The organism is Lachnospiraceae bacterium KGMB03038 (genome assembly GCA_007361935.1).
Taxonomy (GTDB): domain Bacteria; phylum Bacillota; class Clostridia; order Lachnospirales; family Lachnospiraceae; genus Massilistercora.
Genome location: CP041667.1, coordinates 731,189 through 753,250, shown reverse-complemented (window position 1 = coordinate 753,250; position 22,062 = coordinate 731,189). Strand labels below are relative to the sequence as shown.

23 protein-coding genes and 2 pseudogenes are annotated in these 22,062 nt (G+C 53.3%); 2 read left to right on the top strand and 23 right to left on the bottom strand.

What is annotated here, in order from left to right; genetic code table 11:
* Positions 1-2 precede the first annotated feature (2 nt).
* From FND36_03720 to rplM, 22 genes and pseudogenes are all read right to left on the bottom strand, one after another.
* On the bottom strand, positions 3-725 hold the full coding sequence (locus FND36_03720; GenBank protein QDW75529.1) for a phosphoadenosine phosphosulfate reductase: 723 nt from the start codon (positions 723-725) through the stop codon (positions 3-5).
* 20 nt (positions 726-745) lie between these two features.
* Complete coding sequence (locus FND36_03715) at positions 746-2,479, bottom strand: CHAP domain-containing protein (GenBank protein QDW73223.1); 1,734 nt, start codon at positions 2,477-2,479, stop codon at positions 746-748.
* Complete coding sequence (locus FND36_03710; GenBank protein QDW73222.1) at positions 2,472-2,852, bottom strand: DUF3851 domain-containing protein; 381 nt, start codon at positions 2,850-2,852, stop codon at positions 2,472-2,474. Before FND36_03710 ends, FND36_03715 begins: the two co-directional genes overlap by 8 nt.
* A gap of 2 nt (positions 2,853-2,854) precedes the next feature.
* Complete coding sequence (locus tag FND36_03705) at positions 2,855-3,202, bottom strand: conjugal transfer protein TraE (protein QDW75528.1); 348 nt, start codon at positions 3,200-3,202, stop codon at positions 2,855-2,857.
* 273 nt (positions 3,203-3,475) lie between these two features.
* Positions 3,476-5,596: a conjugal transfer protein TraE gene (locus FND36_03700; protein ID QDW75527.1), complete on the bottom strand. Its 2,121-nt coding sequence runs from the start codon at positions 5,594-5,596 to the stop codon at positions 3,476-3,478.
* Positions 5,577-5,981, bottom strand: a complete 405-nt coding sequence (locus FND36_03695; protein QDW73221.1) for a PrgI family protein — start codon at positions 5,979-5,981, stop codon at positions 5,577-5,579. The genes FND36_03700 and FND36_03695 overlap by 20 nt, the downstream gene beginning before the upstream one ends.
* 17 nt (positions 5,982-5,998) lie before the next feature.
* Positions 5,999-6,535, bottom strand: coding sequence for a DNA methyltransferase (locus FND36_03690; GenBank protein ID QDW73220.1), 537 nt, complete (start codon positions 6,533-6,535; stop codon positions 5,999-6,001).
* A gap of 11 nt (positions 6,536-6,546) precedes the next feature.
* On the bottom strand, positions 6,547-7,416 hold the full coding sequence (locus FND36_03685) for a hypothetical protein (protein ID QDW73219.1): 870 nt from the start codon (positions 7,414-7,416) through the stop codon (positions 6,547-6,549).
* A gap of 70 nt (positions 7,417-7,486) precedes the next feature.
* On the bottom strand, positions 7,487-7,705 hold the full coding sequence (locus FND36_03680) for a conjugative transfer protein (protein QDW73218.1): 219 nt from the start codon (positions 7,703-7,705) through the stop codon (positions 7,487-7,489).
* A 216-nt stretch (positions 7,706-7,921) separates the two neighbouring features.
* A pseudogene (locus tag FND36_03675) lies at positions 7,922-8,959 on the bottom strand (type IV secretory system conjugative DNA transfer family protein).
* Between the two features lie 135 nt (positions 8,960-9,094).
* The gene (gene ltrA / locus FND36_03670; protein QDW73217.1) at positions 9,095-11,002 is read right to left on the bottom strand and encodes a group II intron reverse transcriptase/maturase; all 1,908 of its coding nucleotides are present in this window, start codon (positions 11,000-11,002) and stop codon (positions 9,095-9,097) included.
* 151 nt (positions 11,003-11,153) lie between these two features.
* Positions 11,154-11,362, bottom strand: a pseudogene (locus FND36_03665) (hypothetical protein).
* Positions 11,363-11,626: 264 nt separating this feature from the next.
* Positions 11,627-12,493: a type IV secretory system conjugative DNA transfer family protein gene (locus tag FND36_03660; protein ID QDW73216.1), complete on the bottom strand. Its 867-nt coding sequence runs from the start codon at positions 12,491-12,493 to the stop codon at positions 11,627-11,629.
* Positions 12,490-12,990, bottom strand: a complete 501-nt coding sequence (locus tag FND36_03655) for a PcfB family protein (protein ID QDW73215.1) — start codon at positions 12,988-12,990, stop codon at positions 12,490-12,492. The genes FND36_03660 and FND36_03655 overlap by 4 nt, the downstream gene beginning before the upstream one ends.
* 87 nt (positions 12,991-13,077) lie before the next feature.
* Positions 13,078-13,815 (bottom strand): toxin Bro, encoded by a 738-nt coding sequence (locus FND36_03650; protein ID QDW73214.1) that lies wholly within the window; start codon positions 13,813-13,815, stop codon positions 13,078-13,080.
* A 38-nt stretch (positions 13,816-13,853) separates the two neighbouring features.
* Complete coding sequence (locus FND36_03645) at positions 13,854-14,762, bottom strand: helix-turn-helix domain-containing protein (GenBank protein ID QDW73213.1); 909 nt, start codon at positions 14,760-14,762, stop codon at positions 13,854-13,856.
* Positions 14,763-14,828: 66 nt separating this feature from the next.
* Positions 14,829-15,014, bottom strand: a complete 186-nt coding sequence (locus tag FND36_03640) for a hypothetical protein (GenBank protein QDW73212.1) — start codon at positions 15,012-15,014, stop codon at positions 14,829-14,831.
* 30 nt (positions 15,015-15,044) lie between these two features.
* Complete coding sequence (locus tag FND36_03635; GenBank protein ID QDW73211.1) at positions 15,045-15,323, bottom strand: hypothetical protein; 279 nt, start codon at positions 15,321-15,323, stop codon at positions 15,045-15,047.
* 13 nt (positions 15,324-15,336) lie between these two features.
* Complete coding sequence (locus FND36_03630; protein ID QDW73210.1) at positions 15,337-16,266, bottom strand: ParB/RepB/Spo0J family partition protein; 930 nt, start codon at positions 16,264-16,266, stop codon at positions 15,337-15,339.
* Positions 16,223-17,044 carry a ParA family protein gene (locus FND36_03625; GenBank protein ID QDW73209.1) on the bottom strand — a complete coding sequence of 274 codons (822 nt, stop codon included), beginning with the start codon at positions 17,042-17,044 and terminating at the stop codon, positions 16,223-16,225. Before FND36_03625 ends, FND36_03630 begins: the two co-directional genes overlap by 44 nt.
* A gap of 448 nt (positions 17,045-17,492) precedes the next feature.
* The gene (rpsI, locus tag FND36_03620) at positions 17,493-17,885 is read right to left on the bottom strand and encodes a 30S ribosomal protein S9 (protein QDW73208.1); all 393 of its coding nucleotides are present in this window, start codon (positions 17,883-17,885) and stop codon (positions 17,493-17,495) included.
* Between the two features lie 28 nt (positions 17,886-17,913).
* Complete coding sequence (gene rplM, locus FND36_03615; protein QDW73207.1) at positions 17,914-18,342, bottom strand: 50S ribosomal protein L13; 429 nt, start codon at positions 18,340-18,342, stop codon at positions 17,914-17,916.
* Positions 18,343-18,623: 281 nt separating this feature from the next.
* On the opposite strand from rplM, the gene FND36_03610 reads away from it, so the two are divergent.
* A complete protein-coding gene (locus FND36_03610; protein QDW73206.1) occupies positions 18,624-20,012 on the top strand; it encodes an MATE family efflux transporter in 1,389 nt (462 codons plus the stop codon).
* 99 nt (positions 20,013-20,111) lie between these two features.
* On the opposite strand, the gene FND36_03605 is transcribed toward FND36_03610, so the two are convergent.
* Entirely contained in the window at positions 20,112-20,570 is a 459-nt protein-coding gene (locus FND36_03605; protein QDW73205.1) for a DUF1307 domain-containing protein, read from the bottom strand.
* A gap of 133 nt (positions 20,571-20,703) precedes the next feature.
* On the opposite strand from FND36_03605, the gene FND36_03600 reads away from it, so the two are divergent.
* Complete coding sequence (locus FND36_03600; GenBank protein QDW73204.1) at positions 20,704-22,017, top strand: maltodextrin glucosidase; 1,314 nt, start codon at positions 20,704-20,706, stop codon at positions 22,015-22,017.
* Positions 22,018-22,062: the final 45 nt, after the last annotated feature.

The window sequence follows — 22,062 nt, the reverse complement described above, 5'->3', positions numbered from 1 at the left end:
AATCACTCCATTCCATATCGCTCTTTCCAAGCGTAGTTGCGCCCCAATCCCTTGACGGTCTTGAGATGGGGCATTGCATTTTCCTCGATGGCAAGCGCCCGACGATACAGGTCGGGGTGCTGCCGTTTCAGGGCTTCTACTTCGTTGCGCTTCATACTGGGGCAGAAAAAGCAGGACGATTTGCCGGGCAGAGGCAAACCCGCCTCCTGAATTGCCCGGATACAATCGTCCCGCGTCCAGTGCCAGTCCTCAATCAGCGGATAGCGGTTCTTATACTTTTTGTCCGCCTCATTGAATTTTCTGGAATGTTCATACCGTTTCCGCTCCCCAGCATCGTAGCCGATAAACCGCGTGACCCGGTTCCCGGACTGCCACACAGCGCGGCATTGCGGATGGTGGTTGCAGAATTTTTCCTGCGGCCCAACCTTATGCTTCTGGGAACACCGCTTGAAGCCGTAGGCGATGGAGGGCAGTGTACAGGAACGCAGGCACTCGGTTTCCAATGTCAGCCGGTTGCCGTTACGGTCCATCTTTTCCACCACCGTAATGGGCGGCATCTCATGTTCACGCAGCCACTGGTTCATGGTTTCCAGGAAGCGGTAGGTGTGTGGATGCTCCGCCCCGGTGTCCGCAAAGGTGATGAGGTCAACGGGAATCCCATGCTGATGAAGCCCAACCAAAAGGGCGGCACTGTTCGTGCCGCCCCCAAAAGATACAATATTCAGTTTTATACCTCCGCAGAAATTTACCAGTTCATCAGGCCGTAGCCCTTGATGCACTCATAAGTGAGTGAGTAGCTTTTAATCTTGCAGGCGTCGCCGGAATTACCTTCCACGGTGTAGACCCGGCTGCCGTCGGTGCCCACCACGATGCCCACATGGTCGGCACTCCCATCCAGGTCCCAATCGAAGAAGATGGCGTCGCCGGGGGCGATGTTGGCGTAGTCCCGCCCGCCCCATTGTCCATGTGACTGGAACCACGGAATACCCTGGGACTGGCAGGCTGCAAAGCGCGGCTCGGACAGCCCCATCTGACCATAGCACCAGGACACATAACAAGCGCACCACTCCACACGGGACGTAAAGCCGTACCAGCTCCAATAGGGCTGACCGCCCACGTTGCCCACCTGGCTTTTGGCGATGTCCACCACCGCCTGATTGCCGGGCCGGGTGCCGTTCACAAACTCCACACCGGCCAAGCTCTCGGAGTCGCTGGTGTCGGCGGAACCGCCGCCGAATATCAACGGCTTGTTGCCCAGCGTCTGCCGGTACACCTGGTACATCTCCAGCTGCTCCGGCGTCAACAACTCCGAAGCCACAGAGGATATGGGCTTGCTGGCTAGGGTCACATTTAAGATGTAGTAGTTGTAGGGGACTTCGACCGTATAACTGTTGCCCTCGCTGTCGGTCCGGGTCTCGGTGCGGTAGCGTACTTCCACTTCCTCGGTCAGCGTCAGCTGGTACTGGGCATTGAAGATGCGCTCCAGCTCGGCCTGGGCACTTGCTCGCGTGTAGCCCTGCAAGACGGCAGACAGGTAGGCCGCCAGCTCGTGGGGGTCGTGGCCGATCATATCCAGGTCATAGCGGTACTCGTCATAGCCGGGATGGCTGCTCTCGATGTTGTCGATCTCGGCTTGCAACGCGGCCTCCTTGGCTGCATAGTCCGCTTCCACCGCCACCAGCTCCGGGTCATCCGAAGGGTAAGTGGTGCCGGAAATCATCGAACCGATGCTCTGCGCCATCATGGAGCAGGAGGACATAGTGTTGAGCAGCAGGCAGATCAGCAGGAAAATCGCCAGCACCATGATGAAGCCTTTCTTGTGCTGCATCACATAGGCACCGGCCTGCTGGGCCTTTTCTTTGACCGTTTTGGCTGCCTTGCCGGATTTTTGCGCGGCACCGGCGGCGGTCCCGCCGGACTGCGCGGCCCGTTTAGCAGCGGCGTACTGCTTTTTGATCTGCTGCTTCTGCTGCCACCGGGACAGCGGGTTACTCGCAGCCTGGGGATTGTCCTGCAACGACTTCTGGTACAGTGCATTGATGTTGGCCTTTTCCAGCTGCCGCTCGGCCTGGGCGGCCTTGCGGTAGGGTTTCAGCTTGTGGCTGCGGTAGCCCTCCTGGACCAGATGCACACCAGCCTCTACGGCTTCCTCGGACTTGTGGGCGCTCTCCACGCCCACGTTGTCATCCTCGGACTCCTGAATCTCCTGGTGAATCTTGCCTGCCACTGCATTGCCCGGCGCATCCCGCAGAGAATGGGACAGCTTGGAGGGCGGCCTGGGCTTGTCCTCCAGCACCAGCTTGGTTGTGACCTTGCCAGTCTTGGGGTCCACCTCGGTCCGTTTGACCTGCTTTTTCGGGATTTTTGCCTGCGCCTTGTCCGCTTTGGCGGCGGCCTTTTCCGCCTTTCGGATGGGTTTTTCCAATGCCGGGTCCGCCCGTTCTTCCTCCGTAAAGCGCAGGCGCGGTTCCTTAATCAAACCATTCTCCCAGCATGAGGGAGGCCATCATGCCGGAAAGCTCCGCATAGGCCGCCAGCCCCATCGGCCCCACGAAGCGGCACTCGGTCAGGCAGGCGTAAAGCTGGGCCAGCGCATCCGCCAGAATCTGGACTTCGGTGCCTTCCAGCACGGCCCCGCCGGTCTGGCCCCGCTGGACCCTGGCGGCGCACAGAATCTCCACCAGCCGAAGCAGGCCGATCTCGCCGGTCTCGGTCAACTCCGCCGCCTGGTCTGCCGCCGTGCGGCACTCGGCAACCGCGTCGGCCATCGCCGTCAGCAGTGCGGTGCGCTGGGTCTCCAACGCCCGGTCCAAAAACATCATGTGGTCATTGTTCAGAATTTCGGGTTTCATAATCAGTCCGCCTCCTTTATTTCTTGGGGTTTGGTGGTCATAATGCGGTACAGCTCGGTGTTTTTCGGGAAGTGGTCCACGAAAGGCAAAATCGTGGAACCGTAGAACAGCAGCCCTTCGCCCTCGCCGGAATGGGTCACATAGGACAGCTGGTGCGGTGAAATGCCCAACTGTTTGGCGAGAATCTGTCGGTCACCGCCCGCCTGGTTGAGCATATACACGAAGTCGGAGTTCTCGAAGATGTTCTCTACCTCGCGGGACGCAAGAAGATCTTTCACGTTCTGAGTAATCTGATTGTGATTAGCGAATGGCTTTTTATCCATTCCTCTGGAGCTTTCGCCCATTTTCAGCGGCGTGTCCATTCACGCCCAGCATAGCATATCTTTTTGCCACGGGTTTCCCCGTATCGGCTGGCAACGCGGCCTCGTGGAAACATTATATTCTCCTAATCATGGAGGTTCAGTTTCTATGCGTTGCGTGTGACCGGCTTTTTGTGTCCGGCCTTCCACTCGGATCAGGGCGCTGCCCCCTTCCCGATTTCTTCCGCGTTCATACTCCTGGCCTACACGCCGATCTCGGCCAGGACGGCAAAATTTGTTCCGCAAGCGTTTCCCGGAACAAATTCATTTACCTGTAGGGATTCCTCCCCATTTACGAAAACGCTTCCAGATCTCCACCGTGTAGGCGGCAGTCTGTTCCTCCTTGAGCAGCAGGTGCATCTCGTCGATGTAGTAGCGGGTGGACTTGTGGGCCGCCCGGTTGATGGTGACACGGTTCCAGACCTGATCCTGAACAACCAGCATCCCGATTTTCTTGAGCTGTTTGCCCAATTCCTTGATGTCGTAACAGACGATGCGGTTATGCACATTGACGTTGGACCTGTGATTGAACACATTCAAAGAACCCGTGACGTAGATTTCCAGCGCCGTGGCGATGTACTGGGCCTCCTTCTCGTCCTGCGCCCGCAGCAGGTCGTACAAATCCTCCAGAATCGGCATATTCTCCGGCCTGGGGTCGTTGAGATAGTTCTGGTAGACCAGCCGCACACAGCGGTCGATGATGGTTTTCTGCACCGGCTGCAAACCTTCCTTACCGCCCACAATCAGCTCGCACAGTGACAAAATAAAATCGGACTTGAGGGACAGCGGGCTTTCATCGTCCGAATAGTCCAGGTTCAAGTCCATCGGGTTGATGTAGTTGGTGGAAGTGGGCGAAATCTTAATGACCTGCCCGTGCAGACGTTCCACCAGCGGGGCGTACTCGGCCTCCGGGTCACAGATGATGACATCATCGCTGGTGAGCAGGAAACAGTTGGCAATCTCGCGCTTGGCCGAAAAACTTTTGCCGGAACCGGGCGTGCCCAGAATCAGGCCGTTGGGGTTCTTCAGCAGCTTGCGATCCACCATGATGAGGTTGTTGGAAAGAGCATTGATGCCGTAATACAGCGCCTCTTTGCCATTCTGAAAAAGTTCCTGCGTCGTGAACGGTACAAAGATAGCGGTAGAACTGGTGGTCAGCCCGCGCTGGATCTCGATCTGGTTCAAACCCAGCGGCAAAGAGGACATCAAGCCTTCCTCCTGCTGGAAATCCAGCCGTACCAGCTGGCAGTTGTGCTTCTGGGCGATACTCGACGCCTGGAAGATGTTGTTGTCCAGCTGCCGGGGGGTGTCCGCCGTGTTCAACACCAGAAACGTCACCAGGAACATCCGCTCATTACGGCTTTGCAGGTCCTGCAACAGCTTCTTGGCCTCGTTGCCGTAGGTGGCAAGGTCGGAGGGGATGATGTCCATGTCATATCCGGCGCGGACAGCCTTTTTCTGTTCCTCGATTTTGCTGCGGTCCAGGTCGGTGATTTTCCGTTTCACCGTCTTGATGGCCTTCACCTGGTCCACCGACTGGATGTGCAGGTTCACGATCAGGCTGCTTTCCATATCCAGGAAGTCCGCCAGCATCCGGTCATTCAGCTCCGGGGCCAGAATCTGCACGAAGCTGACGGCCCCATACTTCCTGCCCATGCGGAACTGCTTGCCGGTGCGGAACTCGAAGCCAGACGGAGCGATGAAGTCCTTGGTGGAAAGGCCGCTGGAGGGCAGCCATTCCCACTCGAACTGGAACGGAACCTGCTCGTCCATGTGGAAGATGGCGTGCAGCTGGGCCAGCCGGGCTTTGCCGTCCAATACCTCGGCGGCGACACCCAGCCGCTTGAAGTTGTTCAGCACATCGGTCTCGATGCGCTCCAGCCGGGGCTTGGCGGTGCGGATACTGTCCGCCTCGATGGAAAAGGTCAGGTACTTGGTTTTGATAAGGCCGTTGTTGCCACGCGCCAGCTGGTTTTGCAGCATCTGCGTGTACTCCACCCGGATCGGGTCGAAGTCGTCCCCCTGGGGCGGGATGGTGATGCTGTTGGCGAAAGTCTCCTGGGACGCTGCCAGATTCAAGAAGGACAGCTGAAACCGGATGGAGCTGTCAAAGTAGTTGAGGAAATCACACCAGCCCTCGAAGATGGCCGCTTTGTCCTCGTTCTGGCTGAGCTGGTAGTTGATGTCCTGGAACTGGATGGTTTTTGTGTAGCGGCCATCCGCCACTTTGCAGATACCGTCCGGCCACATCCGTTCATAGGGGATGCTGTCCTGGGCGGACTGCTCTTTTTTGTCCGTGCGGTTGGCACGGGCAATCGCTGCCTCGATCTGTTTGCGTTCGGCGCGGGTCAGCTTACGCCGGGTTTTAGTCTGCGACTCTGCCATTTCGGTCTGTCGCTTTGTCTTTGCCGCGAACAATGTCATACACCTCCTTATCGAGATTTGCCTGCCGCTCCAACGTGGCGTAGAAGTTATTGGTCCGATACGGGCGCTGCCTGGGCCGAATGACAGCCACTTTGAGGATGTTGCCGACGATCTTTTCCAGGGGCTGGCCGTGCTTCTCATACATCGCCAGCATGAAGAAGGGCAGCATGACGAGCATCATACACATGGCCGCCACGCTGTTGCCAGCAGGCCCCCGGAGCAAAAAGAAAAGCGGCACGCCGATGAGCGCCCCGCTGCCGAAGCAGACAAGCTGCCTCTTGGTTAAGTTGAATGCGACTTTCGTCTTGACCTTGGACAAGTCTTTGGGTACGGGTACATAAGCCATTGTTACATCCCTCCTTTTTATGGGAACGATATTGAGCTGTCCACTTCGTTGCCCCACACATCCCATCCTGGTGCAGTTTGGCGGGCAAACAACTCAATGCGTGGTAAATCACCCATGAGTTCCAAAATACGATCCCTAACAATATCAGGTTTCTTACTATGTTGCTCAACAGGTGCAAAAACCAGTTGCCGGACACTGGCGCTCTTTCTCTTAGGTTTCCCTCTTACAGCCAGCAGACAAATCTCAGCGTTGCTCCTTGTCCACCAGCCAAGCCCTAAGAAAAATCCGTTGCCGGATTTATTCTGCTTGAGCCAGACAAATGCAACAGTTTTGAAGGTAAATCCCCACGCTTTAATAAGTTTCAGTGCTTCCGGCAGTTTTGGGAATGTACACCACAGGAATAAAACACTGGTATCGGCGGCCAGCGTAGATACTGGAAGTCGGTACAGCTGTTCATCCGACATGGTTGGGTAATGATTTTGAGCCGCCCCTTGCACTTTTCCGCTACGGTAGCTCCAAGGAGGATCTGCATAAATAATCTGATATTTTCCCATGCCAATCCTCCTTAATGTGCATTAAATACTGCTTTAGACAGGCTGCCGGTCTTAAACAGAGTAAAACACAGCAGCACCGTATAGCCCACGCAGGTCCAAATCGCCATGATAATGTCATCCTCGGTGGCAATGTTCTGCACCAGCACGGCGTAGATTGCCACACAGACGATAATGAGGAACGCCTGGAAGCCCAGGGCCAGCAGACTGCGCAGATAGTTCTGGCCCATGCCGCCCCATTCCTTACCCATCATGGTCGCCATCGGGATGGGGGCCACCGACGTGACAAGGTAAATCTCAATCATACGGCCATAAATGACGATAAAAATGCAGATATACAGCGCCCACATGGTAATGCCGATAAAGAGCGACTGGAACCACAGGCCGAACAGCGGTCCCAGGTCCATATCCATCAGCCGGGACTCCATATCGGTCATAACCGAGGAGATGTCGATAGATGCGTCCGAGCCGATGATGCCGGACGCCTGGGCCACCACACTTTGGGCCATGTCAAACACGCCCATGACGAGGTTCCAGGTGTTGGTGACGAGCAAAATCGCAGCGGCAGATTTGAACACCCATTTGAAGATCATCCAGGTGTCCACATCATGCAGGTTGTTGCGGTCGGTTATCATCTGAATCAGCTCCAGCGTCATCACGATTGCCAAGATAACACCTGCAATCGGCACCATGATGGTGTTGGAGAGGTTCTGGATCATGCTGAAAATGCTGCCGTTCCACCCTTGCGGGGTCTGACCTACCTGGGTAGCGATGTCCGCGACCTGCTGGTTCACGCTGTCGAACATCCCCGTTAAGTTTCCCATGATGCCGCCCACCAGCATCTCTTTGAGCCAGTTGGTCAGGGCATCCAATAAGAAATCCATACGGTGTCAAGCCTCCTTTCTGCCCCTCCCGCTGAGCGCGGGAGGGGGCGAGGATTTCAGCGGGTAACGATCAGACGGTGAACAGGCCGGACAGCAGGGGCACCAGCACCATGCCGACGATAGCGACGCCCGCGCCCGCCATCAGCTGTTTCATGCCCTGGCTCTTGGCTCCGGGGTTATCGTTGCCATAACCTTCCAGCAAATTGATGACGCCCCACACGCCGAGACCGGCACCGAGAGCGATAACGAGGGTCTGAAGAACGGTGATTGCCTGATTGAAAAATTCCATAAATAAAGTTGGCCGGAATCATTTGAAAAAGATTGATTTAGTCATGGTTCATAGGCATACAAAAGCCGGACAATCGCCGCCCGATTTCCGGGCTGGCTGATTCCGGCCTTCCTCCTTTTTCATTATTTTGATTAGAGATTGTCCGCTTTGTACGCCGATGGCCCCAGCGGGGCGGTTGTGGCGGATAGATAGGACCCCTCCTTTCACAGCGGAGCATCATTCGTTGGCTGCGGCGTCGATCTCATACACGTCGCAGACCTGGTTGGGTTTGAGCTTCAGCCGAGCCTTGAGATAGCCTTCGATGTCAAAGGCGTTCTTCGGGTCAGCATCAGCGGTGAGCTTGTAATTGGGGTGCTGGGTGATGTCGTACTTGTCCGAGAGGAACGGTCGCACACCCCGCAGCTGCAAAATGCACTTGCTGCCGTCCATGACGGCCAACTCGTCTTGGCTCATCAGCTCTTTACCGAGCTTTTGGTAGTTGAGCGAATGGGAAGTTTCCCGCCCACGGCTCTCACCAACATTGTAGGTGTCGATAGTCTCCTTGCCCAGCACGGCAGCCAGTTCTTTGAGCGTGGTGGGTTCTTTGCCGCCCAAAAAGATCGAGGTATCCATGTTGCCAATGATTGTGTCGGCGTTATCTTTGTAGATGGCCTTGAGCTGGCTCTGCGCCTGCAACACCAGACAGGCAGAGATTTCTCGACTGCGGATGGTGGCGACCAATTTTTCCAGCTTGGGGATCTGGCCGATGTTGGCGCACTCATCAATGAGGCAGCGTACATGAACCGGCAGCCGCCCGCCGTACACATCGTCAGCCTTTTCGCATAGTAAGTTAAACAACTGCGTGTAGCACATGGAGATCAGGAAGTTAAAGCTGTCATCAGTGTCCGACATGATAAGAAACAAGGCCGTTCGTCGGTCTCCCAGGGTGTCCAGCTCCAGCTCGTCATAGGCTGTGACCTCCCGCAGCTCGGCAATGTCGAACACCGCCAGCCGTGCGCCGCAGCTCACCAAAATCGACTTCGCAGTTTTGCCTGCGGCCAATTTATATTTGGCATATTGGCGCACCGCAAAGTGGTTGGGTTCCCGCTCTTTCAGCTCATCAAACATCAGGTCAACGGCATTTTTGAACTCCTCATCGTCCTCCCGGACCTCCATGCTGTTTATCATCTCGATGAGCGTGGAAAAGTTCTGTTCCTCCACCGGGGCCTCGTAGTGGATGTAGCCGATGAGCGCGCAGTACAGCAGCGTCTCGGCCTATAGTGATAGGTAATCCTTTGAAGTTATCGCCGGATTTTCCCCCACTTCACACCGGACGTGCGACTTTCACCGCATCCGGCGTTCCATCGATTGTTTTCACAAGCATTTAATCAATCTCCAAATGAAATACTATTATTCTATTGCGGACAAACCAGCCCGCTCACGCAGACTGTTCACTTTTAACATCAGTTCCTTTGTTGTTTTGAGAGCATAAGCTATCGCTTTCAGCTCATTCATCGGGCGTCTTTGCAGAAGCAGAAGGAATCTCCTGTGGAACAAAATCATGTTTTGATAGCGTTCCCTGCCGCCAAATTCTGCCGGAGTTTTCAGCCAGCATACAATGTCAGCCGCATTTTCAAAGAGTTCTCCACTTAGCGCACATTTTCCACGTTGAGCAGAGAATAATGAAATCCTGCTGTCTGTGAGTTCTGTGCTTCGACCCATAGACGGTTGATTTCTCAAACCCGCCAGAACAAATGAGTTCAGGCTTAGGTTTGTGTGTATCAATGTCCGTCCGTCGGCCGTATAACTGCATACCGCTGTTTTCTTTGCCATCGGTATCTTGTTCTTGATATATGCGATAGGGTAGATAGGTTGGTCGATTCCTGATACATACCGCACCATTGCCGACTTACCGAACCGCTCCTTTTCGCTCTCGGTCATTGCACCGCCTTCTCGAACAAGTTTGCACCCGGTTTCTGTATTGAGCCGGTTGGTTAAAACTGTCATGACCTGCCTGTGGATTTTTCTGCAATCAATACTGATACAGGTAGCGAGCTGGAAATAATTCTGTATTCCCAGAACCATTGAATTGAACAGCCTTATCTCGTCTAAAGGTCTTTTTCCTTTGGACGGTCTGGCAATCCGCTTCGCTTGTTCCACCAGCTTTTGCCTTTCCAGTTCCAACTTTTTGTCACAGATATGAGATTGCACAGCGTACCTACCGCTTTTTGGTCTGACCCGTATCTTGAATCCGAGAAACTCTGAATAGCGTTTTCTGACATTGACTATCCTTGTTTTCTCTGGCGATACTTCAAGCCTTAGCCTCTCAGTTATCCACGCTGTTACAGCTTCTTTTGTTCTCAAAGCGTCCTCTTTATTCCGACAGAAGATTCTGAAATCATCTGCATATCTCACGATGTACATTTCTTTCAGTCCCGTTTTCCTCATTTTGAGAAATGCCTTACTCCGGTCAAAAGTAATCGAGTTTCTGATTTTTCTCTCATACCCGTATTCCTTTACAAGAGGGTGGTTCTGCCATTGGCTCTCTACCCAGTTATCCAGTTCATTCAGCACGATATTCGCAAGTAGCGGTGAAATGATACCACCTTGCGGTGTGCCTTTGTCTGGAATGAGGGTAGTGCCGTCTGGCATTCTAATCGGTGCTTTCAGAATCCGCTTGATAATAAAAATCAACTGTTTGTCGTGTATTCCCAAAGCCCATATCTGCCGCACCAGCTTACTGTGATTTACATTATCGAAAAAGCCCTTTATATCAAACTCAATCACATAATGCAGATTCATTCGCTGGAGCATGGTATAGGTTCTCTGCATGGCGTGTTCTACGGAGCGGTTCGGGCGAAAGCCGTAGCTATTGTCGCTGAATTTCGCTTCGCAGATAGGCTCCATGACCTGCTTGATACATTGCTGTATCAGCCTGTCCCAGATACAAGGAATACCCAACGGGCGGGTCTTGCCGTTTGGCTTCGGAATGTCTTTACGCCTGACCGGTTTTGGTCGGTATCCGTGCTGACTTCCTGTGACAATAAACCTCACTTTCTCCACAACTGTTTCGGGCGGTAAACACCCGATGTCACTGATGTTTCTGTTGTCTGTTCCTGCTGTGTAGCTTCCTCCGTTTGCTTTGATGTTCCGATATGCCAGAAGAATGTTATCCCGGCTTAGGATTATATCCATAAGGTCGGTAAAGTTGTCTCCGTCCAGACTTCGGCGATAGAGTTCGTCAAAAACTGGCTGCATACCGTAATACTCGGCGTGCCGTAAATCGTCTACACATAGATTTTTGCTTTTCTTTGGCATAAGGCATCACCTCCTTTTACGAAAGTGACCCTTTTGGTCTTACTCGAATCCTTATGTTGGATTGAATAATGCCTGTTTATCTCAACCGACTTGTGGCCATTCCTCCGTAGCTCACATAACGCAAGCACATCATAGGTTCGACCACTGCTTTTCAGCAGCAGTTCGTCTGCTTATTGTTCTTCGTCAGATTATTCCTTGCGGAATCTGCTGCCTTTCCTCGTTCCGATAGTTCTATCTGTACATACATACCCTTAGGTTCCTGCTATAGACCTGTCGGCTTGCCTGTGCCTGTAACACAGCATGGTCGTTCGTAGGGCAAATTTCTACTGAACCACACCGACTGCGCTTTAACGCACCCACGCATTTCTGCGTGGTCTTCTTTTAGACCTGTACATTCGCAGGTTCGTCAGTCCGCCCGCCAAAGCGAACATTCTAACCATAGGTATCTTATAGACCCTCGGCCTATAGGTAACACAGTCTGCCGCCAGACCGCTTTCGACCACTTTTGGCAGTGGTTACGGTTACTCTCAGCCTTTGTCATGGGGCTTCGTACAAAAGCCATTACAGCTAATGCACGCCCATCAAGGGTAGGCGTTTCAGGGCGTTACCCCGTCATTCCACCTATCAAACTATCAGTTCTCCGAACAACGGAAAACCGTTGCCCGTGCGCAGACTTTTTACCGCCTGCGAACGAGTCGCACTGACCCAGAAATCGTCCCCGGCCTTGCCCTCGCCCTTCGTATTCGCAATCAAGGTCGTGACCAGCTTCAAAATATCCTTTTCGCTGTGGATGTAGCTGAAAGGGTTATAGTGCATGGACTTCTTGAAGTTGATGGTGTTCAGCACCTTGATCTGGTACGGCTCATAGATGACTTTGCCGTTTTTGTCCTTCATCGGCTTGCCGTCCTTGCCCAGCTTGGGTGCGCCCCGCTGAAGCATTTTGCCGCACTCCACCAGAATGGTGCCCTTTGGGTCGGTGACCACATAGGAACTGTGCATCTGCATCAGATTGGGCTTAAGCCAGAAGCGGGTCTTGCCGGAGCCGGAACCGCCGATGACCAGCACGTTTTTATTGCGCGCATACTTTGGGTTCTTAGGGCGGCTGGACATAGTGAGCCGTTCGGTCTGGGTCAAAATGACATTATTCTGGAACACCGGGTCGATATAGGGGGCAATATCGTCGTGGGTGCCCCATCGGGCTGAACCGTACTCCACGTTATGGCGGTATTTCTTGGCGTTCTTGCCTTTCAGGTACACCGCCAGCCGCAGACCAGCGCCGCAGCACAGGCCAACAGCCAGGTCCAGCGGGTGCAGGCTGGGCCACCAGCTTCCCAGCGCCACCGGCAGGGTGGAGAAGAACGAAAGCATCTTGGCCGAGGCATCCGCGCCGGTCGCCAGCCGCCAGGCTTCCCCTAAGTTGGTGGCAAACAGGCCCAGCAGAAAATAGGGCAGGTTCAGCAGCACCAGTTTTTTCACATTCAGCTGCTTCATCGTTCCAGCTCCTTCCGCTTTGTCCTGTCCACCACCGCATTTTTAATAAGCTCCTTGAAGTGGCTGAGCTTCTCCAGCACCGACGGGCGCTCGCTGCGGTCGGCCTTCCTGACCTTCTTCTGGGTGTACTCCGAGAATGCCGCCGTCAGGGCGTCGGCATCGCGGGCCTTGAAGAAAATCAGGTACTTGGGCGGCGAGGTGCTGCGGTCTTTTTTCACCGCATAGTCCACTCCGTACTTGCGGGCGATGCGCTCAAAGTCACGGATGGACGGGTCGTTGATCTCGATGTTGGAGACGCCCTGGTTCTGCCCGATGAGCTGCTTCACCGTCTGCTTGCCCTTCGGGGTAACGGGAGAATCCCGGCTGCGCTGCTTTTCCAGCTTTTTCTCCCTGCGGTGGGCCATGTACTTGGATATGGCGGCCTTGAACAGCCTGCCGGTGAACTTAGTGCCGCTGACAACCAGCGTCAAAGTCCTGTTTTCCACTTCCTCCTGCATAGGTCATCCCTCCCTTCGTCGGTTATGCAGTGGATGGTCTTGAATACTAAGGCGGGACCACCAACCGTCGCAAAAGATACCGGCCCGTCATACCGTCACCAGAATCAGGTCACGCAGACCGGCAAAGTGCAGTTTGCCCTTGGGCGTCACCAGCGTGTAGGAGCCGGTGTGGCCGTTGCGGTAGTAGTCCCGCACACAGAACAACCCATCGTTGGCGCTCTTGGCGTAGGGCAGCACGCAGCCGGAAGGAGTGCGGTAGACAAATCGCCGTTCCAGTAGGAAGCGGACAAAGCGCCGCTCCGGCACGTCCAGCTCCTTGGCGGTGGTGCGCAGGTTGGTACTGTGGTGCAGGTCAATGAACAGGTCGTAGTAGACGGCTTTGCTTTGCAGCCGGGCATTGTCCTCCCGCAGCGCCGCGTTTTTCTCGCGCTCAGCCAGCAGGTCGGTGCAGAGCTTCAGCAGCGCCTCCGGCGAGGTGGCGACCTCCCACAGCTTGTCCCTGGTAATGTAGGCCCCATGCTGGCGGATGCTGGGCAGCACCTCATCGAACACCCAGCGTTCAAACCGTTCCGCCGAGGGCAGCTTGCTGTGGACAATGAGGCGGTACACATCGCCTTCGGGGATAAATTTCATTTGTTGAATCCCGCCGTTAGAAGGGGTCGGTAAAACACAGACCCCTTTACAATGGGCCGCGATAGCGTCAGCCGGGCGTCGGTATCCGAGTGCTTGGGCAATATCTTTTCCGCAAAACAGGACCTCGCCATTCTGCTCAAAAGTACGGATGCTGCCAAACTCCGGGTTTTTGAAAATTTCCATCTGGTTCATATCGTGCCTCCTTCGGCAGTGCAGCAGAAAAGCGGCCGTTACCAGCCGCCTGCGTACATATCGTGGTTGACTTGGGCCGTGTAGTGGTTGCTCATGGTGGTGGGCGCGTTGAACAGCACGGTCAGCAGGTATTGCTTCATGTTGCGGATCTCGGTGGTGTTGTTGTGCAGGCTCTCCATGACAAACTCGATGTGGGAGCTGTCCAGCTTCAGGAACCGCGACCGAACCACCTCATGGGGGAAGTCCGCCCCGGCGATACGGGTGGTTTTCCGCTTGGCGCAGACCGTCTCCACAATCAGTTCCACGATCTCGTCCAGGTCCTCCCGGTAGGTCTCAAACTCACGGCACAGGTGGTCGTACTCGATGTTCTCCAGAATCAATTCCCGATAATCCTGCATTTCTTCCATCGACATCGAATCCCGTCCTTTCCGTTCCGGCGGCCTGGCCGCCGCAGTTGCCCGGAAGGGAATGGAATCGGTACTTGATCCCTGGGTATTTGATTTTTGGGTATTTGATTTTTGGGTTTTTGATTTCTCTATATTTAATTCTGCGGGCTTTTCCGTATCCGGTTTATCCAGATACGGGTTTTCCGTATCTGGTGAAGCCGTATCTGGGCCAGCAGTATCCGGGTGGGGCATATCCGGCGCTTTGGGCTGGGGCTGCTCGTAGATGACGTACTCGGTGTCACTGATGCGGCCCTGCCGGTCCCGTAGCTGGTGACGGACGATGTAACCGGCGGTCTCCAGTTCCCGCAGCGCCCCGCCGATGGCATCCACGCCTTCCTTGCAGATCTTCGCCAGGCCGCGTGTGGTATAGTTCCAGTCCTCCGGCAAGGACAGCATCATGGAAAGCAGTCCCTTGGATTTCAGCGACAGCGCCTTATCGCGCAGATGATAATTGCTCATTACGGTGTAATTCTTGGTCCGCTCAATGCGAAAAACGGCCATTGACTTCACTCCTCTCACAGTTCATGGCATGAAAAAAGCCGCAATCTTTCAAAAAGACTGCGGCGGTCAGGTGCGATATTTCCGGCTGCGCCAGGAATAAGGCGGCTTTGGCACAGGGGGCCGGGTAAAAACGTCTTGCTCACTCACAAAGGGCAGGCGCTGCATCACCCGGTCGATCTCGGTGCTTTCCATGTCATGTTGGGATTGGCAGTGTTCACGGATGGCCTCTTGAATCTCTCTAACGGTACACATAATTCATTCCTTTCTTGGCAGATGGCAGGTTTACGGGTGACGGCGTTTCTTTTTCGGTTTGAAATCGAGGATATGGCCCTCTACAACGTGGGCATACCGCTTGATTTTGATTTGCTGGCCGCGCTGGGCGTCCAGGGCCTGCCGGTAGCCATCCTCGGTGAGAAACAGGCGAACCTCATCGCCGGGGCTGCCGTAGGGGGAACGGGGCTTGCGGACCGCAAATTCAATCATCCATCGGGTGCTGTCCTGAAATCGCTCCACAGCCAAAATGTTATGTCCTTTCAGCTCACGGGCTGAAATATCCCTCATAGGCTCTCCTTTCTCAGCGGTCGTGCTGTTGCTGGCGCTTGCGCTGCCACTGCTCCAGCAGCTTGATGATGGTCTCCTGCATCCGCTGGGGCGTGTAACTCCGGGGAAAATATTTGCGCAGGGTGTCACTGGTGAAGGTGATCTTGTCCAGGTCACTTTTCTTTTCCTCGCCCATGATGACCCGCATCATGTCGAGGGTCAGGTGGCCCTCCTGACTGTACTTTTTCAACCGCTGGGCTTGGGAGAGGGAGGGGGTGGCCTGCTCGCTGTCCATCGCGTCCAGCAGGTCCACCTGTTCCTCTTTTTTGAGGAAAGACAGCTCATAGGCCGGATTGAAGGCAATTCTCTTCTCGTCCACCATATCCAGCAGTTCGGGAATCAGCTCGGTCAGGCGGATGTAACGCTGGACCTGCCGCTGGCTTTCTCCCGCCTGATCCGCAACAAGAGAAATCGAAGTCTGCGACTTCTCGCCAACTTGGCGAGAAGTTAAGTCCGACCGCTCGCCCTGGTGCTTGATGGCCTCCAGCTTCATCTTATAAGCAAAAGCCCGCTCACTGGGGAGCAGGCTTTCTCGCTGCAAATTGCTGTCAACCATAATAATGGTGGCCTGATCGTCGTCCAGGTCGCGGACAATGACCGGCATGGTGTCCTTGCCCGCCAGTTCGCTGGCCCGGTGCCTCCGGTGTCCGGCCACCAGCTCATAGCCGCCGTTGGGGTCGGGGCGGGCGATGGCCGGGACCAGCACGCCGTACTGCCGGATGCTGTCTGCGGTCTCCATCATGGCCTCGTCATCCTTGACCTTGAAGGGGTGGTCCTTGAACGGGTGCAGCTCCGACAAGGGAATTTCCAGAACCTTCTCCCTATGGGCGTCGGCCCGGCTTTCCTCGGTGGAAAACAGATCATCGACCGATGCCAGCTCTACTTTTTTCGCGCTGCTTTTCAAGTTTCAACACCTCCTTCGTCAGATTTTTGTAGGCTTCCGCCACCTTGCCACCGGGGTCGTGAGCATAGATGCTCTTGCCCTCGGCGCTGGTCTCCTTGGCCCGGACCGAGTGGGGGATCTCGGTGCCGAACACCTTAATTTTGCTGCCATAGGTCTCCCGCAGCAGGGCGGCGATTTCCCTGGCAAAGTTGGTACGGTTGTCCACCATCGTCAGCAGAATGCCGTCAATCTGGAGCTTGGGGTTCAGCTGCCGCTTGACCTTGTTGATGGTGGACAGCAGCTGCTCCAGGCCCTTGGCGGGCAGATACTCTGCCTGGACGGGGACTATGATCCTGTTGGCGGCGGCCAGCGCGTTGACCGTGAGCATACCCAGGGAGGGCTGGCAGTCAATCAGGATATGGGAATACTGTCCTTTGAGCGTGTCCAGATACTGCCGCAGGATGGTCTCTCGGCTCATGGCGTTCACCAGGGACACCTCCATGCCGGAGAGCTGGATGTCGGCGGGCATCAGGTCCACGCCCTCCGGGTCGTGCAGGATGCCCTCGCCGGGGCGGAGCGGCTCGTCCATCAGGATGCGGCCCATCGCGTCCGAAAGGGTGAAGGGCAGCTTGTCCGGCTGCGGGTTGCCCAGGCTGATGGTCAGGCTGGCCTGGGGGTCAGCATCCACCAGCAGCACTTTCTTTCCGGCCTGGGCCAGCCCTATCCCTAAGTTGGCGCAGGTGGTCGTTTTGCCGACACCGCCCTTCTGGTTGGCGACGGCGATGATTTGCGTGTTCATTATGTTTCACCTCGTTTCTGTTGATTGCGTTCGGTTCTGGAAATAGAAAAAGCCGCCACTTCTTTCGTTAAAAAGAGTGACGGCTTTTTCTGATCCCGGAACATCAATCCCCGGAAATGCAAAAAGCGCCCAGCAGGAACACTGAGCGCTTTCGCAATAAAATCATATTCATTTGTTCAGATTTGGTCAAACTTTGCCAAACCGATTTTGCATAAAAATGCGGAGGGCTTAAAAGGCAAAAACGACCTTGGGGGAGAGGGAAAGGCCAAAAAAGTTGTCCTATAATTTAACCCATTAGCCCTCATTTTAGGGGTGGTTGTCCTTTATTTAACCCATAAAAATCGGGTTAAAACAGGTCAGACTATGCCAAAACAGGGCAAACAATCTGAAAAGGAAAAACCCCGAAAACCGCATGGTTTCGGGGTTTTTGAGCTGTTTTGAACTGAAATCAGCGCTTGCTGAACTGCGGAGCGCGGCGTGCAGCCTTGAGGCCGTATTTCTTACGCTCTTTCATTCTCGGATCACGTGTCAGGAATCCAGCTTTCTTAAGAACCGGTCTGTAATCCGGGTCTGCCTCAAGAAGCGCTCTTGCGATTCCGTGGCGGATTGCTCCAGCCTGTCCGGTATAACCGCCGCCCTTTACGTTTACGATCACATCAAACTTTCCATCTGTCTCTGTCGCTACCAGCGGCTGACGAACAACCACTTTCAAAGTCTCCAGACCAAGATACTCGTCGATGTCTCTCTTATTTATTGTAATATTGCCTGTTCCTGGTACTAAATATACTCTCGCAACTGATTTTTTTCTTCTTCCTGTTCCGTAGAATTTTGCTTTTGCCACTGTCATATCCTCCTTTCAAAACCTTTCCTTAAAACTTCAGCTCTTCCGGTTTCTGAGCCTGCTGTTCATGCTCTGGTCCGGCATATACACGGAGCTTCTTGATCATTGCTCTTCCTAAAGGTCCCTTCGGAAGCATACCTTTTACGGCCAGCTCAACAACTTTCTCAGGCTTCTTCTCCATCATCTCAGCCAATGTTGTCTCTTTCATACCTCCAACATATTCAGAGTGACGATAGTAGATCTTCTGATCCATCTTCTTGCCTGTCACTTTGATGTCTTTTGCGTTGACTACGATCACATAGTCACCTGTGTCAATGTGTGGAGTGAACTCCGGTTTGTTCTTTCCTCTTAAAACCTTAGCCACTTCAGAAGCCAGACGGCCTAATGTATATCCTGCAGCGTCAACTACATACCATTTTCTTTCGATCTTATCTGGATTCGCCATATAAGTTTTCATTGGTTTACCTCCTGTAAATCATTTCCATTTTCCATGATCATTTATCGAAATCAACAAGACTCCGGGGCTATGGTTTCTTGCCGTTTCTCCTTTTGTCATACTGCATTATTATATTATACGCTTCCTGGCGTGTCAACCATTTTCCGTGATTTTTTCAGGGTTTTTCCGCCTTCACGGCGGGATTTATGCTCTGTATCTATCTTTTTCCTATATACTGTGCTATAATAGTGCCCGCGCTCTTGCCGAGCGCGTTTATCTTGCTATTTACGGAGGTTTTCGCAATGCAGAAAAATGTGGACTTGCTCCATGGTCCTGTGCTTCCATCTCTCACTAAACTGGCTGTCCCGATCATGGCCACTTCTCTGATCCAGATGGCCTACAATCTTACGGACATGATCTGGATCGGCAGGGTGGGAAGCGATGCCGTTGCCGCTGTAGGCGCCGCCGGAATGTATATGTGGCTTTCCAATGGTCTTGTCGCCCTGTCGAAAATGGGCGGACAAGTCAATGTAGGACACGCTCTTGGCTCGGGGCGTCCTAAATCCGCAGGAGAGTACGCTTTTGCCGCGCTCTGGCTCTGCGCGCTCCTGGGAATCCTCTTTGGCGTTGGCTGCGCTGTTTTTGCGGATCCTCTGATTGATTTCTTTAAACTGAACAGTCCTAAGGTCATTGCAGACGCCAAGATCTATCTGCAGATTACCTGCGGCCTTGTGATCTTTTCGTTTTTCAATCAGACGTTTACCGGGATCTTTACCGCTATCGGGAACAGCAAGGCCGCTTTTTTGGCTACTACCACCGGATTATTCGTAAATATCATTATGGACCCTGTATTGATCTTCGGCGTGGGGCCATTTCCAAAGTTAGGGGTTATGGGCGCCGCCATCGCTACAGTGCTGGCTCAGGCTATCGTTACATTAATGTTCCTAGCTTTCGCCCTTAGAGACACGACCCTCTTCCCTTATATAAACTGGAAATCGGTCCCGGCGGCCGCTTCCTTAAAATCTATCGCGCGGATCGGGTTTCCCACATCCATCCAGAATATGCTTTTCACCGGCATTTCTATGATCATTGCCCGTTTTGTCGCCAGTTACGGTGACGGCGCTGTCGCCGTACAGAAAGTTGGATCCCAGATCGAGTCTATTTCCTGGATGACGGCGGACGGTTTTGCCGCGGCTGTAAATTCCTTTATCGCCCAGAATCACGGCGCTGGGAACCGCGCCAGAATCCGGAAGGGCTACCGCTGCGCTATGGGCATTGTTCTGATCTGGGGTGTTTTCTGCACACTTCTTCTGATGCTCTGTCCGGCTCCGGTCTTTCGCGTCTTCATTACAGAACCGGAACTGCTTCCTATGGGTGTAGATTACTTGATCATCCTGGGAGTTTCTCAGCTTTTTATGAGCACAGAGATCACCACGGCCGGGGCTTTCTCTGGATTCGGGCGGACCATCCCGCCTTCCGTGATCGGAATCTTTTTTACGGCGCTGCGGATTCCCCTTGCGGTTTTGCTCACTGATACTGCCCTTGGCTTAAATGGAATCTGGTGGAGTATTACCATTTCCAGTATCCTTAAGGGTGTCCTTCTTCTCATCTGGTTTCTTCTCTTCCTGCGCCGGGAAACCAAACCGGAGAATGGCCCTCACATTTTCTCCGCGGCTTTGAAGAAAGAATAGTTGTACGTAAAAAAGCACTGTGAATGGAACTCCAGAATATTTCCGTTTCTACAGTGCTTTTCTATTCATTTTATATAGTTTTTCCTAAACCCTGGTTATTTATTCTTCGATCGTCCATCCGCTGGCTTCCAGACTTTCCCTCGTCTGTTCCAGAGAAAGTTCTGTCACATTTTCTCCATCTACTGGAAGCAGTCCTTTATCGATCACTGCTTTCAGAACATCTTCATCCTCTACTGGAATCGAGATCACTTCGCGGATCTCTCCATCGCCTTCCTCAGTAGAGTATTCTGTTCCTTCTACTTCCTCATAGGCAGCTGCCGCATCCTCGATCGCTGTCTGAAGCTGCGCGATCTGGTCTTCAGTAAAGCCTTCTGTACTTACTACCGTTTCCTGCTCTACATTAGTGATCTTATCTCCTTTCGCGTCCATACGCATGGTAAAGGTCATCCCACTCTGCTCCATGGTGCAGACCAGCGCGTCTTCTTTCTCTTCCGCTCCGCACGCCGCAAGCCCAAACGCCATACAGCAGATCAGCACAAAACTTAGAACTTTCTTCATAAAAATGTCCCCCTTTGATTTTGATACTTCTATTATATCCCCCTCCTTGCGCCCTGTCTATCAAAACTATGTTAAACTCTTGATTTTTCTGATATAATGTCTTTATTAAATTTTGAAAAGCGAGGTTTAAGATATGTGGGCTTATCACAGTATTTTTTATCAGATTTATCCCATCGGGTTCTGCAGCGCTCCGGTACATAATGACGGCCAATGCGTTCCCCGTATCCGTCATCTGGCAGCCTGGGCCGACTATCTCCAGGAACTGGGCGTGGATGCGGTCTTATTAAATCCTATTTTCGAGTCGGATAACCACGGCTACGATACCCGTGATTTCAAACGGATCGACTGCCGTCTGGGAACCAACGAAGATTTCGTCCAGGTCTGCCGCACTTTACATGGCCATGGCATCAAGATTGTTCTAGATGGTGTTTTCAATCATGTAGGCCGCGGATTCTGGGCTTTTCAGGATGTGCTGGAGAAAAAATGGGATTCACCTTATAAGGACTGGTTTTACATTAATTTTGATGGAAACAGCGCGTACAATGATGGTTTCTGGTACGAAGGCTGGGAAGGACATTTTGAACTGGTCAAACTGAATCTTCAGAATCCGGCAGTTGCGGACTACCTTCTGGAATGTGTCCGGTTCTGGATGGATACTTTTGATATCAATGGGCTCAGGCTGGATGTGGCTTATAGCCTGGATCACAATTTTATGCGCAGACTCCGTTCTTTCACCAACGGATTAAAACCTGATTTCGCTTTGATCGGGGAAGTGCTGTTTGGAGACTACAATCAGATCGTCAATGATGATATGCTGCACAGCTGCACGAACTATGAATGTTATAAAGGGCTGTATTCCAGCTTCAACTCCATGAACCTCTTCGAGATCGCCCACTCCCTGCATCGGCAGTTCGGCCCGGACCCCTGGTGCATTTACCGCGGGAAACACCTGATGACCTTTGCGGACAACCATGACGTTACAAGACTTGCCAGTATTTTGACCAACAAGGAGCATATCCCTCTTGCCTACGGCCTTCTCTTTGGTATGCCCGGCATCCCCTGCCTGTACTACGGAAGCGAATGGGGAGAACTGGGAGAAAAGGCTCCGGATAACGATTATGCCCTGCGTCCTTATTTTGAAACCCCAAAACCAAATGAATTAACGGAATTTATAAAAAAATTAATTCATCTCCGTCAAAACAGCGATGCTTTGTGCAGCGGGTCCTATCAAAATATAGTGATCACCAATCACCAACTGATCTTTGGGCGGACCGCGGAACAGGAACGCATCCTTGTCGCCGTAAACGCTTCTGAAAACGCGTATACCGCCAGCCATGGGGACTTAAACGGGGATGCTCTCGATCTTCTAAGCGGCGCACATCTGTCTTTGAACGGCCAGATAGAACTCCCCCCTTACAGTGTTCTGTATTTAAAAATGGAGTCCTAAAAAATGAAATACTCCGGTATGGAATATCTTTTCCATACCGGAGCG

Excerpts from the sequence above, each read along its gene's own strand:
- FND36_03695 (QDW73221.1), bottom strand. The coding sequence starts at position 5,981 with ATGGCTTATGTACCCGTACCCAAAGACTTGTCCAAGGTCAAGACGAAA.
- ltrA (QDW73217.1), bottom strand. The coding sequence starts at position 11,002 with ATGCCAAAGAAAAGCAAAAATCTATGTGTAGACGATTTACGGCACGCC.
- FND36_03685 (QDW73219.1), bottom strand. The coding sequence starts at position 7,416 with ATGGATTTCTTATTGGATGCCCTGACCAACTGGCTCAAAGAGATGCTG.
- FND36_03610 (QDW73206.1), top strand. The coding sequence starts at position 18,624 with ATGCAGAAAAATGTGGACTTGCTCCATGGTCCTGTGCTTCCATCTCTC.
- FND36_03710 (QDW73222.1), bottom strand. The coding sequence starts at position 2,852 with ATGAAACCCGAAATTCTGAACAATGACCACATGATGTTTTTGGACCGG.
- FND36_03640 (QDW73212.1), bottom strand. The coding sequence starts at position 15,014 with ATGTGTACCGTTAGAGAGATTCAAGAGGCCATCCGTGAACACTGCCAA.
- FND36_03605 (QDW73205.1), bottom strand. The coding sequence starts at position 20,570 with ATGAAGAAAGTTCTAAGTTTTGTGCTGATCTGCTGTATGGCGTTTGGG.
- rplM (QDW73207.1), bottom strand. The coding sequence starts at position 18,342 with ATGAAAACTTATATGGCGAATCCAGATAAGATCGAAAGAAAATGGTAT.
- FND36_03635 (QDW73211.1), bottom strand. The coding sequence starts at position 15,323 with ATGAGGGATATTTCAGCCCGTGAGCTGAAAGGACATAACATTTTGGCT.
- FND36_03650 (QDW73214.1), bottom strand. The coding sequence starts at position 13,815 with ATGAACCAGATGGAAATTTTCAAAAACCCGGAGTTTGGCAGCATCCGT.
- FND36_03655 (QDW73215.1), bottom strand. The coding sequence starts at position 12,990 with ATGCAGGAGGAAGTGGAAAACAGGACTTTGACGCTGGTTGTCAGCGGC.
- FND36_03690 (QDW73220.1), bottom strand. The coding sequence starts at position 6,535 with ATGGGAAAATATCAGATTATTTATGCAGATCCTCCTTGGAGCTACCGT.
- FND36_03660 (QDW73216.1), bottom strand. The coding sequence starts at position 12,493 with ATGAAGCAGCTGAATGTGAAAAAACTGGTGCTGCTGAACCTGCCCTAT.
- FND36_03625 (QDW73209.1), bottom strand. The coding sequence starts at position 17,044 with ATGAACACGCAAATCATCGCCGTCGCCAACCAGAAGGGCGGTGTCGGC.
- FND36_03600 (QDW73204.1), top strand. The coding sequence starts at position 20,704 with ATGTGGGCTTATCACAGTATTTTTTATCAGATTTATCCCATCGGGTTC.
- FND36_03645 (QDW73213.1), bottom strand. The coding sequence starts at position 14,762 with ATGGCCGTTTTTCGCATTGAGCGGACCAAGAATTACACCGTAATGAGC.
- FND36_03680 (QDW73218.1), bottom strand. The coding sequence starts at position 7,705 with ATGGAATTTTTCAATCAGGCAATCACCGTTCTTCAGACCCTCGTTATC.
- FND36_03700 (QDW75527.1), bottom strand. The coding sequence starts at position 5,596 with ATGGCAGAGTCGCAGACTAAAACCCGGCGTAAGCTGACCCGCGCCGAA.